The 15,612-nt window shown below is 57.2% G+C and carries 14 protein-coding genes and 1 tRNA gene; 9 read left to right on the top strand and 6 right to left on the bottom strand.

All coding sequences use genetic code 11. The annotated features are described in order from the left end of the window. Positions 1–67: 67 nt before the first annotated feature. The 4 genes from AB4Z23_RS06060 (at position 68) to AB4Z23_RS06075 (ending at position 4,998) form a co-directional block, all read left to right on the top strand. Positions 68–961 carry a DMT family transporter gene (locus tag AB4Z23_RS06060; protein ID WP_013761727.1) on the top strand — a complete coding sequence of 298 codons (894 nt, stop codon included), beginning with the start codon at positions 68–70 and terminating at the stop codon, positions 959–961. An 81-nt stretch (positions 962–1,042) separates the two neighbouring features. Further along, the gene (locus tag AB4Z23_RS06065; RefSeq protein ID WP_081308484.1) at positions 1,043–2,245 is read left to right on the top strand and encodes an acyltransferase family protein; all 1,203 of its coding nucleotides are present in this window, start codon (positions 1,043–1,045) and stop codon (positions 2,243–2,245) included. Positions 2,246–2,302: 57 nt separating this feature from the next. Continuing rightward, positions 2,303–3,718 carry a Wzx-type polysaccharide biosynthesis protein UppV gene (gene uppV / locus AB4Z23_RS06070; RefSeq protein WP_019564817.1) on the top strand — a complete coding sequence of 472 codons (1,416 nt, stop codon included), beginning with the start codon at positions 2,303–2,305 and terminating at the stop codon, positions 3,716–3,718. 8 nt (positions 3,719–3,726) lie between these two features. Next, positions 3,727–4,998, top strand: a complete 1,272-nt coding sequence (locus AB4Z23_RS06075; RefSeq protein WP_003511245.1) for a GNAT family N-acetyltransferase — start codon at positions 3,727–3,729, stop codon at positions 4,996–4,998. 63 nt (positions 4,999–5,061) lie between these two features. Here AB4Z23_RS06075 and uppQ read toward each other — a convergent pair whose 3' ends face one another. Then, positions 5,062–5,703 (bottom strand): polysaccharide biosynthesis GNAT family N-acetyltransferase UppQ, encoded by a 642-nt coding sequence (uppQ, locus tag AB4Z23_RS06080; RefSeq protein WP_003511246.1) that lies wholly within the window; start codon positions 5,701–5,703, stop codon positions 5,062–5,064. Positions 5,704–5,999: 296 nt separating this feature from the next. Between uppQ and AB4Z23_RS06085 the strand changes: the two genes are divergently transcribed. Together AB4Z23_RS06085 and AB4Z23_RS06090 are read left to right on the top strand one after the other, a co-directional pair. Beyond that, positions 6,000–6,084, top strand: a tRNA-Leu gene (locus AB4Z23_RS06085). Between the two features lie 266 nt (positions 6,085–6,350). After that, entirely contained in the window at positions 6,351–6,866 is a 516-nt protein-coding gene (locus tag AB4Z23_RS06090; RefSeq protein ID WP_013761732.1) for a disulfide bond formation protein B, read from the top strand. 29 nt (positions 6,867–6,895) lie between these two features. Here the strand turns inward: AB4Z23_RS06090 and AB4Z23_RS06095 are convergent, their stop codons facing one another. Beyond that, positions 6,896–7,453 carry an HNH endonuclease gene (locus AB4Z23_RS06095; RefSeq protein WP_003511248.1) on the bottom strand — a complete coding sequence of 186 codons (558 nt, stop codon included), beginning with the start codon at positions 7,451–7,453 and terminating at the stop codon, positions 6,896–6,898. Between the two features lie 321 nt (positions 7,454–7,774). Here AB4Z23_RS06095 and AB4Z23_RS06100 point away from each other — a divergent pair, with 321 nt between their 5' ends. The 3 genes from AB4Z23_RS06100 to AB4Z23_RS06110 all read left to right on the top strand — a co-directional run bounded on the left by AB4Z23_RS06100 (position 7,775) and on the right by AB4Z23_RS06110 (position 9,863). Beyond that, positions 7,775–8,077, top strand: coding sequence for a hypothetical protein (locus AB4Z23_RS06100; protein WP_065687882.1), 303 nt, complete (start codon positions 7,775–7,777; stop codon positions 8,075–8,077). A 148-nt stretch (positions 8,078–8,225) separates the two neighbouring features. Next, the gene (locus AB4Z23_RS06105) at positions 8,226–8,831 is read left to right on the top strand and encodes a transglutaminase-like cysteine peptidase (protein WP_025595463.1); all 606 of its coding nucleotides are present in this window, start codon (positions 8,226–8,228) and stop codon (positions 8,829–8,831) included. 240 nt (positions 8,832–9,071) lie between these two features. Then, complete coding sequence (locus AB4Z23_RS06110) at positions 9,072–9,863, top strand: metallophosphoesterase family protein (protein ID WP_003511251.1); 792 nt, start codon at positions 9,072–9,074, stop codon at positions 9,861–9,863. Between the two features lie 54 nt (positions 9,864–9,917). Here the strand turns inward: AB4Z23_RS06110 and AB4Z23_RS06115 are convergent, their stop codons facing one another. The 4 genes from AB4Z23_RS06115 to AB4Z23_RS06130 form a co-directional block, all read right to left on the bottom strand. Further along, positions 9,918–11,135: a glycosyltransferase family 4 protein gene (locus tag AB4Z23_RS06115; protein WP_065687883.1), complete on the bottom strand. Its 1,218-nt coding sequence runs from the start codon at positions 11,133–11,135 to the stop codon at positions 9,918–9,920. 9 nt (positions 11,136–11,144) lie between these two features. Further along, positions 11,145–12,470 (bottom strand): polysaccharide pyruvyl transferase family protein, encoded by a 1,326-nt coding sequence (locus tag AB4Z23_RS06120; protein ID WP_035199577.1) that lies wholly within the window; start codon positions 12,468–12,470, stop codon positions 11,145–11,147. Beyond that, complete coding sequence (locus AB4Z23_RS06125; RefSeq protein WP_065687884.1) at positions 12,455–13,942, bottom strand: lipopolysaccharide biosynthesis protein; 1,488 nt, start codon at positions 13,940–13,942, stop codon at positions 12,455–12,457. The genes AB4Z23_RS06120 and AB4Z23_RS06125 overlap by 16 nt, the downstream gene beginning before the upstream one ends. Before the next feature lie 161 nt (positions 13,943–14,103). Then, positions 14,104–15,339 (bottom strand): glycosyltransferase family 4 protein, encoded by a 1,236-nt coding sequence (locus tag AB4Z23_RS06130; protein WP_019564824.1) that lies wholly within the window; start codon positions 15,337–15,339, stop codon positions 14,104–14,106. Positions 15,340–15,612 lie beyond the last annotated feature (273 nt).

Here is a 15,612-nt window from a genome sequence, read left to right on the forward strand (position 1 = left end):
GTCGGGGTGTTGACTGGTATCGGCACTTTCCCTATGGGAGCCGGATCATCTTGCGGAAACTGCTTTCATGGCCCCTCGCGATCTTGCCGCCTATATTTTTCTCGCGATTACGTGGGGCGTGTCTTTCCTGCTGCTTCTACATGTCGTCGCAGCCTTCGGCTGGATTGGCGCAGTCACGCTTCGCTCGCTCATAACCGCTGTAGCACTCTTTCTCATTGCGCGTGCGGCACGCCGGAAGCTGGCATTCTCCGCAAGCTGGCGCGCTTTCGCAATCGTCGGCGCAACGACGGTCGCCGGGCAACTGATCGGCCTGTCCTACGCGACGCCTCAGATCGGCACTGCGATGGCAGCCATATTGGTGGCGACCATCCCGCTTTTTTCAATGCTGATCTCGCAGATTTGGGGTCTGGAACGCCTGACGCGGCAGGGTATTGCCGGTCTCGTCATCGGCTTTGCCGGCATCGTCCTGCTCGTTGGTTTTCCCGCTGTTCCTGTCACATCCGGCTTTGTCATTGGCTGTGCTGCCGCTGTCGCCGCCTGCATCTGTGCCGCCTATGGCAGCAATTTTGCGAGCCTGCACCTCAAGGGGGTTGGATCCTGGGAAATAACCATCGGTTCCTTCCTGACAGGCGGCCTGATGACCTTGCCGCTTCTTTTCGCTGTGCCCTTGCCCGGAACGCCCGATCTCGTCGATTACGGTTATCTTCTGATACAGGCGGTCGTCATGAGCGGCCTGACCTACATCACCTATTTCAAGCTGGTCTCCTCGATCGGCGCAACGAAGGCGATCAGCGTGGAATTTGCCGTCACCGTCGTGGCGGTGCTTGTTGGCGCCCTGGTGCTCGACGAACCCCTGTCGCTTCCCCAGCTGTTCGGTGCCGGTATCATCATTCTGGGCTGCGCACTGGTGCTTGACCTCATGCCCAAGAAAAAGGCCCCGCCCACCCCGTCGGGTGCATGAAGGGTTTATTAGCGTTTTCCACCAATAGTCGTGTTGATCGTTACGGATCAGGCGGGATCGCGTTCGTCACGCGAGGGGAAAATGCAACCGGGCAAATCAGACTATGAGCATTATTGGGACCCGTTGCGGGCACTCCTCATGCTGCTCGGCATACCCTATCACGCCTCCCTGCTCTACAGCTATGCTTTGCCCTGGGACATCAAGGATTTCGAGACCAGCCCAGTCCTGACCGCGCTTGGGGCAGCGCTCGTCACCTTCCGCATGCCTTCGTTTTTTCTGGTGGCCGGCTATTTTTCCACCATGGTCATCGGCAGGAAGGGCAAGATGCCATGGCTCAGACAGCGCTTCCTTCGCCTTGGCGTCCCTTTCATCGTGGCCGTGCTCCTGCTTGGGCCATCGCAGCTTTTCCTGCTGAAACTGGCAGGTATCGCCAAAGGTGATATTCCCGCCGACCGGCTGCTCGCGAACCTGCCGGATTTGCTGTTTCCGGGTGAGCAATGGATCATGCATCTATGGTTCCTACCCGCCCTTATCGCGTATTCGGGTCTGCTTGCCGGCCTGCTATTTCTGGCGGGGCGCCCGCCCCTCGCCTATGCAAGAGACTGGTTCGGCAGGATGCGGGGTCAATATCCAGCCGCGTTTTTCGCAGCGCTCTGCGCCTTCCCTGTTTTATGGGAGCTGACGGTTTACGGTTCGGGCCTGCTTGCTGGCAAAAATGGGAACAGCCTTCTCGTTCTCTATGAACGGGCCTCCGACCCTTACGCGCGTTACGTACCGTTCTTCCTTATCGGGGCTTTGCTTCATCGCGACCGGGCTCTTTTTCACCGCTTCCGCCAGACGGGCATCCTCACGGGCGTCATCGCGTTTGCCGGGATCGCGACAGCGGTTACGCTGCGGTTGGAATATCCTTTTTCGAACTCGGCCCTGCTGATACTCGTCTCCACAATCGCCGCCGTGGCGGCAAGCCGCCTGCTGATCGATATCGCCTGCCGCTTTTTCGACCGGCCAAGCCGGCTTGCCAGGAGAATGACCGACGCTTCCTTCACCATCTACCTGGTTCACCACCCGCTGATTTATGCCTTCGGCACCCTCTTCATCCTGATCTCGCTGCCGCCGATCCTGGAATTCGCCATCATCGTCGTCGCCACCACGATAACGGCCTATCTGCTGCATCAGGCGATACGCCGTAGTCCGCTTGCCCTTTTTCTCTTCAACGGGATCCGCAAACCGAGGCAGGTGGCCAATATCGGCACACAGGTGCCTGTCTCCCAAACCCTTCGTTAATGATAAGGTGCTTATAATCCAGTTGCCTACTCAACTGGAAATGATGGCGTGTGGATTATGGCTATCCTCAACACGGCGGAAAAAGCCTTACCCGCAGGCCTGCGCGCTAAACTGGCGCCGCTGGGGGCAAAAATCGCCGTCGTCGTTTCCGGCAGAGACGATGTCTCCCGGGCCCAGCGCATGGCGCTCGTCGCCTTTGCGGTGCGCATCATCAGCGCCGGTATCGCTTTCATCTCCCAGATCATCCTTGCCCGCCTGATGGGCGAATTCGAATATGGCCTGTTCGCCTTTGTCTGGGTTCTGGTCATCCTGTTCGGCAACCTCTCCTGTCTCGGCTTTCACACCACCGTCATCCGCTTTTTGCCCGGCTACCGCCTGGAGGATGCCCATGACAAGATCATGGGTCTAACCTCGACAGCGCGTCTCTTCGCCATGCTTTCGGCCAGCGCGCTTGCATTTTTCGGTTTCGTCTTCCTGTATTTCTTCGGCGAGCGCATCTCCGCCTATTACCTCATTCCGGTTTCGCTGGCGCTTTTCACCCTGCCGATGGTGGCGCTTGGCGATGTGCTGAACGGGACAGCTCGTGCCAACGGCTGGGCGGTTTCAGCCCTCAGCCCCACCTATATCATCCGCCCGGTGCTGATCCTGCTGTTCATGCTGGTGGCGATCCTTCTCGGCGCGGAAAAAACCGCGACGACAGCGATGCTTGCGGCCCTTTTGGCCACCTATGTCACCACGCTTTTCCACTTCGTGTTCATGAACCGCCGGCTCAACCGGCATTTCCGCAGCGTTGCCCGCAGGGTGCATTTCCGTCCGTGGATACGGTTTGCCTTTCCGATGTTCCTGATCGACGGCATCGGTTTTTTGATGACCAACTCAGATGTGGTAATCGTCGGTCTATATCTGCCGCCGGATCAGGTCGGCATCTATTTTGCCGCGGCAAAAACCATCGTGCTGATGCAATTCGTATTTTTTTCCGTGCAGGCGGCTGCGGCCCCACGTCTGGCCGCGCTCATTGCTGCCAATGACAGGCAGGGGCTGGCCGGGTTCGCCAGCCAGGCGGCGCGCTGGGCCTTCTGGCCATCGCTTGCCGTTGGCTGTCTCGTGCTTCTGGCAGGGCCGTTTCTGCTGTCCCTGTTCGGTCCCGGCTTCGTACAGGGTTACAAGCTGATGTTCTTCCTCTTTGCCGGCTTCCTCGCAAAAGCACTGATCGGCCCGGGAGAAACGCTGCTGAATATGGCCGGCAAACAAAAATTGTGCGTAGCTCTTTATATTATTATCTTCGGTTGTAACATTATACTCAACATGGTGTTGATTCCGGTCTATGGTCTGACAGGCGCTGCGGCAGCTGTCGCGATAGCAATGTGTATAGAAGCTGTGCTATTGCATATTGCCATTCGCCGCACACTCGGGATCGTCCTTTTTGCCTTCAACGATCCCCGGGCGGGTCAAGACACTGGGAAGGCGGTGTAACGATAAGCATGTCCAGCGACCCAAAGAATCCGGATTTTCAGGACCCGCGCATCGCTGCGCTGATGGCGTCTACGGAGCGTGACCGCCCCGTGGCCGACAGCAGCCGGCGCGTGGGACGCGACGGCCGCGAATTCTGCATCTATCCTGGCCGGCTCGGTTACGACATGCAGGAAGAACTCGACTTCCTGTCCAACCGCGTCATGGAGGCAAATGTCTTCTTCACAGGGCGGCTTCTTGCACCCGCCATGCCGCGTATCGATGACAAGTCCGTGCGCTTCGCCCTTATTCGCGACGAGAACGGCGCTAGAAGCCGCATGCGCTTTCTGATGCCCTTCACCGTGGAAAAGCCAGGTTTTTCCATCGGTCCCTCCATCATCCGTGGCTGGGCCAACCCCTTCGGCCCTCTCGGCACGCCGCTGGTCGATACCGAAGGTGCCGCAGAAACGCTCGACAATCTTTTCGATGCCCTTTCCGACCGGGAAATGCGCCTGCCGAATGTTCTGGTACTGCCGGATGTACGGCTTGAAGGGCCTTTTGCCCGGATGTTCAAGGCCATAGCAATCAGCCGCAACCTGCCGGTGACGACGACTGGTAACTATCAGCGGCCGATGCTGGAGAGCCTTCTGGACGGCGAAGCCTATCTGCGCAATTCACTTGCGCCACATCATTTGCGGGAAATGCGCAGGCAGTGGCGACAGCTCGAAAAACTCGGGGCCCTTTCCTACACCGTTACCCGGCAACCGAAGGACATACGCTACCGCATGGAGGAATTCCTGGCGCTGGAAGCGAGTGGCTGGAAAGGCCGCAAACGCAGCGCGCTGGTGAATGACCGCTATCGCGCCGCCTTCGCCCGCGAGGCAATCACCAATCTGGCCGAAGCGGATGCGGTGCGCATTCACACCATCGATCTCAATGGCAGCGCCATCGCCTCCATGATCGTCTTCATGACGGCTGGCGAGGCCTATACGTGGAAGACCGCCTTTGACGAATCCTATTCGCGGTTTTCACCCGGCAAACTTTTGGTGCAGAAACTGACCGACTGGCAGCTGGACGACGCCAATATTCTGCGCAGCGACAGCTGCGCAGTGCCCGATCATCCGATCATGAGCCGCTTCTGGCAGGAACGGCAGGAAATGGGCACTCTGGTCGTCGGGCTTGCGCAGAACAGCGACCGTGACGTGCGACAGGTTTCCACGCAGGTGGACATGTATCGCAACACCCGCAACCTCGCCCGCAGCCTGCGCCAGAAAATCCTCTCCTTCGGGCGCAAGAACAGTTAATCCCGAAGGATGCCGCAGCATCCTTCGGTTTGGTATCTGACTATCCACAGGGCTGACGCTGCGTCAGCGCGAGGCCGTCCGGATCATCTTGCACAATTGGGTCAGTGCGGCGTCATATCCGCCGCCGAGAATATCGACACAACGACGGGCAAGCTTGATCTGCTCGTTTCGCGACATGTCGTTATAGGCCTGTATGGCATTGCGCATGCCACCGGGCGATACCGGCCCCGTGTTGCCGGGGTTTCCAGGATTGCCCGGATTACCGGGGTTCCCCGGATTGCCTGGCGAGCTGGAGCCGCCGATGCCAAGCCCGACACCAAGGCCAAGACCGCTCGATCCGCCCACATTCGCACCAACATTGGCATTGATGCCGCTGGAGCCGCCAACCGAAGCATTGGCGCCCGCACTGACACCGCTCGAGCCGCCGACGGATGCGTTGACATCCGCATTAACCCCGCTGCTGCCACCGACCGACGCGTTGACATCCGCGCCCAGTCCGCCACTGCTCCTGCCGCCGACATCAGCGCTGGCATTGACGCCATTGCTGCCACCCACGGAAGCATCGACACCGAGCCCACCGCTGCCATTGCCGCCCACACTGGCATTCACCCCGTTCTCACCGCCAATCCCGATATCCAGCGCGTGGGCGTTGACCGGTAAAATCAGACAGGCAGACAGTAACAAATTGCGAGAAAGCGCCCTCATAATTTCCTCCTATGAGTTCTGGCTTCTCCCGCCCCGCGTGGAAACTCCACGCAAACATCATAATTCAATTAGCAATTGTGTATATTCTAATTTATTAGTGGTATCTAATATTGCTTTAACGCCACAACCGTCGGTGTACCGATACGGGACGGACAAACGCGACTCTCCTTTCATTCCCCGCCCGGTAAAAGCTCTGAAATGAAGGCTGCAAACGCACGTCATTAGACAGGAAAAATCAGCTTTGGGGTTGCACGCATGCCATTGGCCGTGATAGACGCCGTGGCATTACCACCGTTGCCCCAATGGCGGAATTGGTAGACGCGCCGCACTCAAAATGCGGTTCCGCAAGGAGTGCTGGTTCGATCCCGGCTTGGGGTACCATTTCCAAAATCGCATTGATTTTCTTCGTTTTATTCCGGTCTTTCAAAAAGACCGGTCGATTGCTTCGCGGCCATCGAGACACTCACGAAACTTTGCTCATTCGCCCCTCGAATATTACCGGGCTTTCATTTGCCAGATGCAAAGGACTGGATTAGACGAATCCGGGAATACACCGTTGAACCGGCGACTTAATTTCGCCATCACGCCCGCCTTTTTGAAAGCCCGTTCGGGATATCTGCTTCTTCGTGAAGTTTGGGGAAAACATCATGGCCACTGCAACAACCGCCGACAACAGCCGCACGCTCGCCGCTCTTGGCGTAACGGCGGGAATGATCTTTACTGTCGGCTCCGCCCTCGGTTTCCAGCATATTGGCGGTTATACGCCCTGCGCATTGTGCCTTTTGCAGCGCGATCCCTATTACTACGCCATTCCGTTGGGTATTCTGGCCATAGCGACCAGCATCTTCAAGCTGCCGGTTCAGATCACGCGGCTGCTTCTCGCCCTCATTGGCGTGGCGATGCTGATCGGCGCCGGGCTTGGTGTTTATCACGCTGGTGTGGAATGGGGTTTCTGGGCAGGGCCTATCACCTGCGCCACGGGTGCGCCATCCATCACCACCAATGCCGGTGACCTGCTTGGCAATCTGAATGCCATCAAGGCACCCTCCTGCAACGACGCTGCACTTCGGGTGCTCGGCCTTTCGTTTGCCGGTTGGAATGTCATTGCAAGCGTTGCGCTTGCGGCCGTTGCCTTTTTTGGCGCGAGCCGGAAAAGCCGTTAAACGGAAAAGCCGCGTTGCAGTCCTCAGGATCAAGGCTGCAGCTCGGTATCCCAGTAAAGATAGTCCATCCAGCTTTCGTGCAGGTAGTTGGGCGGGAACAGCCGCCCGTTATTGTGCAAGTCCTGAACCGTCGGCTGGAAGGGCTTCTGCGCCGGGAACATGCCCGCCTGCTTGGGAAGCTTGCTGCCTTTTCTAAGATTGCAGGGAGAGCAGGCCGCCACGACATTGTGCCACGTGGTTTCGCCGCCATGGGCGCGGGGAATCACGTGATCGAAGGTCAGGTCGTCCCGCGTGCCACAATATTGGCATTCGAACTTGTCCCGAAGGAACACGTTGAAGCGCGTGAAGGCGGGGTTGCGGGTGGGCTGGACATAGGTCTTGAGGCTGACGACGCTCGGCAACCGCATGGAAAAGCTGGGTGACGACACCGCGTGATCATATTCTGCAATGATGTTCACACGGTCTAGAAAGACGGCCTTGATCGCGTCCTGCCAGGACCATAACGACAAGGGATAATAACTCAGTGGCCTGTAGTCTGCGTTCAGAACGAGCGCCGGCAGGGCCTGTGGTGAAACTGCAATCGTCAAGGGCTTCTCCTGATCGATTCGGCATCTGCACTTGTATATTAGGTCCGTTGTTACAGGATTGTGAAGCCCATAAATGCAGCGGAGAAGAGCTTAATTTTTCAGCTCTAAAAACGTCTTTTTTGCGTTCCGGACAATCGTGCGGCGAGATAGTCGTCTGGCCACTATCTGGTGATGCGCCCAGCGGTACCGAAGCGATTCGCCTGCCGACGAAGGCTATATTCGTTCTCACCCTCAATGCGGGATCAGTGATATAGTCAACGCGACGAACGATTGGGAAAGCAGAATGCGTATCTGTCGTTCTGTTGAGGGAAGGAAACGGCCATGATCTTGCGCAGGCACCAAACGGCAGCGTTATGGAAGGGCCTGGCGGCTGGCGCCTTTGGCGTGCTGATGGGCCTGCCCGCTTCCGCTTCTGCCCAGCAATATCAGAATTTCGAAGTCACGCCGAATGGCCGTGGCGGTGCGCAGGGAACGATCGGCGGGCGCAATTTCGAGGTCTACCGCAATTACGACCGGCCGCCGGCAAGTCGCAGCAACTCAACCGATACGCGGCGTGAGTACCGAAACGCTGTGCCACAGCAGACATGTATCATAGATGCCGAGGGCCGCACCCGCTGCAAGTAAGCGCCATCGCACCGGTTTCCCCGCTGTTCTATCTCGCTTTAATAAAATTGGATTTCGCTAAAAAGCAATCTATCGACTTAAACGGCCCGCAACGAAGGGTCGCTATGTTGCCATGCACAAGAGACAACAATCGGGCAGAGGCAGAGACATGGCGAAGAGACAAATCCGTCTGGCAAAGACTTTGGCAGTTGCCGTCAGTGTGGCGGCAAGCATCGCGACAATGGCATCGGCCGCCCCGCTTGCGGGCCTGGCGCAGAACCCGACCGCATCGCGTCCCGGCCTGTTCATGACGACAAGCCGCCCGACAATTGCACCCATCGCCTTCGCAAAATTTTGCGACGACGCCGCCGACCAATGTGTCCGGATTGGCGATCGCGACACGGTCGAACTGACCAAGCAGAAGCGCACGGAACTCCAGCGCATCAACGCCGAGATCAACACATCGATAATCTACACAAGCGAAGCGGACGGACAGGACGAATGGAATCTGAACCCCGCAAGCGGTGACTGTGACGACTACGCGGTGACCAAGCGGCAACGCCTTCTGCGCGCCGGCTGGCCCTCGGGCGCCCTGCGCATTGCCACCGCCCGCACCCCTACCGGCATAGGCCACGCCGTTCTGGTCGTCAGCACCAGCCAGGGCGATCTGGTGCTGGACAACCGCACCAACGTCGTCAAACCTTGGAAAGCGGTTGACCTGAAATGGATCAAGATCCAGTCACACGAAAACCCGCGTGTCTGGCTGAAACTCTAGGTCTATCTCGCACAGGATAGTCATCTTCGAACAGGAAGGGGGCGCTCCGTTCCTCTTCAATCGCCGCGGCGCGCCTTGCGAAAATCGACACCGGCTTTCGCAATTCCCTGCCCCGGATAGCTTTGTCCGACGGGGCTTTGGCTGATGCTGTAGCCGTTGCATGGACCCAGGTTTTACGGGCTCTGTGGCGTTGGCTTTCAACACTCTTGACCTCGTGCAAGAGAGACAGTATCGGCATCTATGCCTAAAGTGCTCAACTGGATTCGCGGTCGTAAACAGCCAGCCCCCCGCGACGACCGGAGGCGGCGCAGAATAGACCTCGGCGACAAATCTCCGTCTTTTCCGATCTATGCCATTGGCGACGTCCATGGCAGCCTCGATCTGCTTTTGCAGGCGGAACAGAAAATCCTTGCCGATCTCGCAAGCAATCCATCCCCCGCTCTGGTTATTCTTCTGGGCGACTATGTCGATCGTGGCCGGGATTCCTGCGGTGTTCTCCAGCATCTGCTGCAACCACCGCCGGCGCCCCTGCGCCGCATCTCGCTTTGCGGCAATCACGAACAGCTCTTCAGCGATTTCCTCGAAAATCCGCAAGACAACATGCACTGGCTGGATTTCGGCGGCCGCCAGACGCTTCTGTCCTACGGGGTCGATATCAGCTACTTCATGAACAACGGCCGTCTGCGGCTTCAGCCGTTCAGGGATGCGCTGATTGGCGCGATCCCGCAGGCCCATCGGCAACTTCTAGTCAGCCTGCCTATCTGCGTCCGCATGGGACCCTATTTTTTCGTTCATGCTGGCCTCAAACCCGGGGTGCCGCTTGAGGCGCAGACCGATGAGGACATGTTGTGGATCAGGGAACCCTTCCTGTCGGAAGGGGCGGGACTGGACCTTCTCATCATCCACGGCCATACGCCGGCGCCGGAGCCACAGACAGGTCCGCAACGGATCGGCATCGACACCGGCGCGTTTACGACGGGCAGGCTTACCATTTTAAAGCTCACGGATGCGGGGCCGCGACTTATTGCCTGATGGCTTGCCATCGTTGGATCAGGTTGCACCAGCCAGACGCATCACAATCGCGATTTATTTGCCCTTCAGAATATTGCCGAGCACCGTCATTTGCCGGCGGTTCCATTCGACAGCGTCAAGGAACGCATTGTTTCCCAATTCCTGCCGCTGCTCCCGACTGGAAGAGAGCCTCATAATGGCATTGGCAAAGGCCTGATGATCTCCATCTTCAACGACAATCACGCCACCACGATATCCTTCTGAAAGCCCCCTCACACCCGTCTGGGTGCTGATCGTTGGGACACCCGCAGCCAGAGCGTCAAGCAGTTTTATATTGATGCCCGTGCCAAGCGTGATGGGATTGATGGAAAGTGGCGCGCGCGTGAACGCATCCTTCAAGTTCTCCACCCGGCCAAGCTTGAGAACCCCCTCCATGTCCTCGACCTTTCCACATATGCTGCCTGCCAGCACCAGGCGAATGTCCGGACGGGCCGCCCTGACCAAAGGCAGGACATTGTGAAGGAAACTATTGAGAGAAATGACGTTCGCGTCGTTGCCTGAACCGAGAAACAGAAAATCAGCGGAAGTGAAGTCTTCCACTCTCTGGCCGAGATCCAGAATATGGCTCACCGTTTCAACCACCGGCGGCTCTCCTGCCAGCCGCTGCTTGAACGAACGTTCCTCTTCTTCCTGTATGGCGACAACGACATCGGCGCGGCGGAATGCCTTGCATTCCACGTCCGGCGGAACCGAGAACCAGTACCCAAATCTGTTGGCCGTGTTCACGAACGCCTTGTGACGATCGGCGAAGGAATCGTGCGTGTCGAGAATGCGAAGCACATCATCCGGCAGCCCAAGAAAAGCTCTCGAATGAAAGGCATATTCGACGATAACGGCGTTAATCCCGAGTCGACGCTGAAGATCCAGGACCTGCCTGCCTATTTCCGGATAATAGAACTCGTCGAGGTAATTGTAGAAACCGCTGTCGCGGCCAAGGAGCCGTTGAATTTTCCGACGGGTTCGAAATGCGGTCAACCCAATCTCGAACCTGAAGTCGTCGATGAGCCGTGCTGCAAACCCGCATCTTTCCCTGGACACGACGTGCATATGTCCGGCCCCAAACTCGACCTCATGGGCCGCGGGATCGAAATCAGCTATCATCGGAGTATCGACATAGACGAAATGCACTTCATGTCCGAGGCTACGCACGGCGCGTGTCAGCTGGAGAATCCTGTTCCGCGCACCCTCGTTGGCGGGAACGGCAGGGAATACGGAAACAAAAGCGACTTTCATGAAAATGACTCAAGGCTGCTTGGCGAAGGTTTCGAACACCTGAAAATTCCTTTTGGAAAGGTCCAGAATTTCAGGCAGCTTCTTCCCGACTTTTTCGCGAATCTCATCGGCCTGATCCACAAAATTGATCAAGGCATTCTTGATGCCATCATCCGTATGGAACTTGGCGGGCGAAAGCAGCTCAGCCGCGGAGAGACCGAAATGCTGGTACAACCCTTCGAACTTGCCTTGATACGCAATGCATATCACAGGAACGCCCTTGCCCAGCGCAGCGATCGCAAGATGCATGCGTCCGCTGACGAGGCCATCAAGTTTACCGGCAACGCCTTTTAAAACCGGGGCTGGCCATCTGCCATCCAGATATCGAACCCTGTCTGTCTGTGAAGATGGAGCAAGCTCGGTAATGGCCTTGAGGCAGGCTTGATCGCCCACGTCTTTCCGGTAGTCATGCGGAATGACCAGCCAGCAGACCGGTCTTGCATCGGCAACGAACTCCAGTGCTTCGGCCCCGCGCCTGATGATCGCCGCGATCTGCGCGCTATCCGCATTCTTGAACAGCATGGGATGCAGATTGAAGCCCATGACCCTGTATCCCTCGGCGCGCTTTCGCGCGATCCACGAGATCGTATCTTCATCGGGTTCCGATGGGACAAGGCTAAATGCAGAATCGGAAACCAGTGCCGCCTTGGCCGTGGCAAAGGCGTTCAGACGCTCGAGGGAAACAACGTCACGCACATTGAGCGACACCCCCGGATGAAGGGAGCTGTAGAACTTCGCCAAAGCGGGGTGCGGCGTTTCATTAAAACTGAAACCGAGGATAACGTTTTTGATCCCGGCAGCGGCAGCCAGATCAGCGCTTGCCAGAAGTTTTGCGCTGACCAGCGGATGATAATAGCCATCCATCACGTCGGCACCCACAACGACGATGCAATCGTACTTCCGCACCGAAAATTGCTGGGCAAGGGCCTGGATGAAGTCAGGCTTTCCAAAGATATCGACGGTAACAAAGCCTCTCTGCAAAGCAGAGTCGCCAAAATTCGTTCCGTCGACGAGGATGTCTATCTCGACATCGGGATTGCTCGCACGGGCATTCTGCACGGTCGCCGTGATCATCGCGTCATCGCCGGCGGAACCGAACAGGGTGATGGGATCACCAGCCACGATCAAAAGCCGGTTCAGCCGATCTCCGACATTGATAGGCTTGATACTGTGCTTCAGCTCTTGCAGATCATTGAAGAGTTGCTGGACCGCATTATCCAGATTGCGCCGCTCGTTATATTGCACCAGCTTCCGACGCAGTGGTGCAGGGAGTATTTTTTTCACGAGCTTGCGCATTTTCTTTCCTTTCGAGAACCGATTTTGCTCATGATGAGGGCGATGGCGGACCGGGCCTCGCTTCTCGCGGTCAGAGCCAAAAGCAACAGATATGCGACGCCAAACATACCACCGAGCAGGATGCCGGATACGAGGTCGCCCGCACCCAGCATTTTAACTTCAGGTCGCATCCACTGAACGAGCAGGAAGCAGAGACCGCTGGAACCGAAGCTTGGCAAAAGCAGGAGGAAAATTCTCCACAGCTTGATGCCGAGTTCCCGGGCGACAAAATAAAATGTGAAAGGCGTCGAAGTGAGCTGCCCGAAGACAAACACGATGACGATTTCCCGGATGTTTTCCGTCGGGACAAGCAATATCAACAGGATGGTAGAGATTGCCTTGACCGTCCCGGCAATCAGCACCTTATCCGGCCTGCCGCGTGCGGACAGAAACGGGCCGTTTTGAAACTGGACGCATTGCAATGCACCCAGCAGCAGCAGCGGCCGCGCAACCGCGTCGGCACCCTGCCATTGCGCGCCGAACAGGACGTTGCAGATCTCTGGCGCCAACGCAGCCGAGAGCACGAAGATCGGTGTCGAAAAGATCGACGATATGGTGATGGATTGCTTGTACAGTTCCGCCATGCGCTCCCGCTCGTGCGATATGCGGGACAGCACCGTCAACGAAACATCATATAGCGCCGCCTGAAGCAGCTGCATGAGAAGCTGATAGAGCCTGCTGCCGACGGTGTAGAGCCCAAAGAGGGCAACCCCGTAACGCCCCAGGATCATCACGTCGATCAGCCGCGTGGCTCCGAAATCCACGATGCGCAAACCGAGAGCCGACGAGCCGAAGCGAAGCAATTCGAAAAAAGTGTCGGGCTTGAGCGTGGTGCCCGGAAGCCAGTGCGGTTTGCGCCAGAGCCAGATCAGCGTCACAATGGTTGCAACATAAGTCTGAACGACGAGGCTCCAGACGCCCAGGCCCATGATGGCGAAAGCAATCGCAACGCCACCGCCGATAATATTCGAAATGAAGGTTCTTATTGCCAGCGGCTTGAACGCGAGCGCACGCCGATAATTGACTTCCTGAAAAAGCGAGGCGGTATTCAGCGGCAGCAATATACAGATTGCCACGATGATCGGTGCCAGCCCTTCCACCTCGAACCAGCTTTCCAGTCTGGGCGACAGCAGACAAACAACGATGACAAACACCGTTGCCAGCGCAACGGACACATAAAATGGCAGATTGACGTCGCTTGGCTCCAGATTTCGTTTCTGCACGATCGCATCTGCGAAACCGAACTCCGACAGCATCTGGATGAGCATCAGAACCAGGCCCGCCGTGGCGACCATGCCGTAGTCGGTGGGGCTGAGGAACCGGGCAAGAACGATGAAAAGAATGGAGGTAAAAAGCTTTCCACCCCAGTTCTGGACGATGGACCAGAAAACGCCTGTTATCGCGGCGCTGCCTATCGAACTTTGCTCCGCCATCAACCTGCCGCCTGCAAAGCCGGTCGTGACAGCCCGACCACCGCAGCGGCCAGAAAACGATCGAAGTCCAGCTTGGGGAAACGGACTTTGCCGATATTGCTTTCTACCATGTGCTCTTTCCTTGGAAGAAACGCTTGCAACGGACCCGGTCCGTTGCCGGTCTAAGATGCGCGTAAGGTTCGGCTTTCCCTGCTTTTCGCCAGCACGTCCTCGTAGAGCTTCACATAGTTCTCACCCACCCGGCGCGAGGTGGATTCCTCGACGATATTTCCGAAATCGGCCTCCGTCGGCAATTGCTCGCGCGAAAGCGTCAACACCCGGCGAATGCGTGCGGCAAGGTCCGTGGCGTTGCCCGGTTCGAACAGCCAGTCGTGGTTGGTCTCGCCGATCAGTTCCGGAATGCCGCCCGAGGCAGCGCCGATGACCGGAACCCCCATCGCGTAAGCCTCGTAGATGGTGCGCGGCGAAGGTTCAGCCCAGAAGGAGGGAACGATGAGCACATCGATCTCTTCGAAGAATTCCTTCGGCTTTGCCCAGCCGACGAACTCGATCGGCAGGTCGCCGGCCTGGGCCTTGAAGCGTTCGATGGAATCGTCCATCGCGTGGCCGGCAACAAGACAGCGCCAGTTGCCGTGGCCGATTTCCCTGAAGGCATCGACCATGTTGCCGACACCCTTTTCCGTGTTGATGCGGCCGATATAGCCGAAGGTCATCGGCTTGCCGGTTCGGTCGATCTGCCTGCGTGCGACCGGGTCGCCCTCCGGAACCGTGCAGGAATAAAAGATCACACGGCGCATGCTTTCCGGCAGGTGATGGAAAAGCCCGTGATCGACATGGGTTTTAAGGATTTCCGTGCCAACGCTTGCCACCGCGCCGATGTAGCGCTGCGTGAATTTCTTGGTGAAATTCACCACCTGACAGCCGAGATGGATGTGTTCGCAGGGCTTGCCGCCCTTGAACATGGCGGCGTTACCGCACAGAAGATCATATTCGCAGATCGTGTGGACGATCGGAATGTTGCGTTTATGCGCCGCCCGCCACACCAGCGTCGTCACATCCAGCAGCGAGTGCGTATTGAGAACATCCGGCTTGAAATCGTCAAGAACGGCTTCGAACTGCTTCTCGACGTTGAAATTCCATTGCTGCTTGATCTTCTGCATACGCCTTTGCTGCGGCGTATATTGTGGCCAGTCCTCGAGCCAGAAATCGTTATTGTGGAACATGCGGTAGACGCTGACGCCATTGCGCACCGTTTTGGGTTCGGCCTGCCGCTCTATGCAGGCGGCACCGACCTCATGTCCCATGGAGACGAGTTCCTCGGCAAGATGTTCGACCGAGCGTTCGCACCCGCCAACGATATGCGGCGGATAAAGGCTGCTGAGATGGAGAATTCGCATACGGATACGCTCTATTTCCTTATCGAAAATTTATGACTTCCGCTTGGCCTCGCCCATGTTGCCGGATACTCCGGGACCAATGAGACATGTGCAAAAAACACAAAAGGCAGAGCAGATTTAACGCTTGAAAATATGAATAACCAAAAATCCACTTTCAAAAAGCACGGGAACTGACGGCATTTCAAGTGCTTTTTTTTCGCGGCGCGACAAAAGTCATGCCGTGTTGCGAAAAGAACCTGTCCCGTGTTAGCTTCATTCTCATATGGAAAAACG

It is taken from the genome of Agrobacterium sp. MCAB5, from assembly GCF_052114365.1.
GTDB lineage: Bacteria > Pseudomonadota > Alphaproteobacteria > Rhizobiales > Rhizobiaceae > Agrobacterium > Agrobacterium tumefaciens.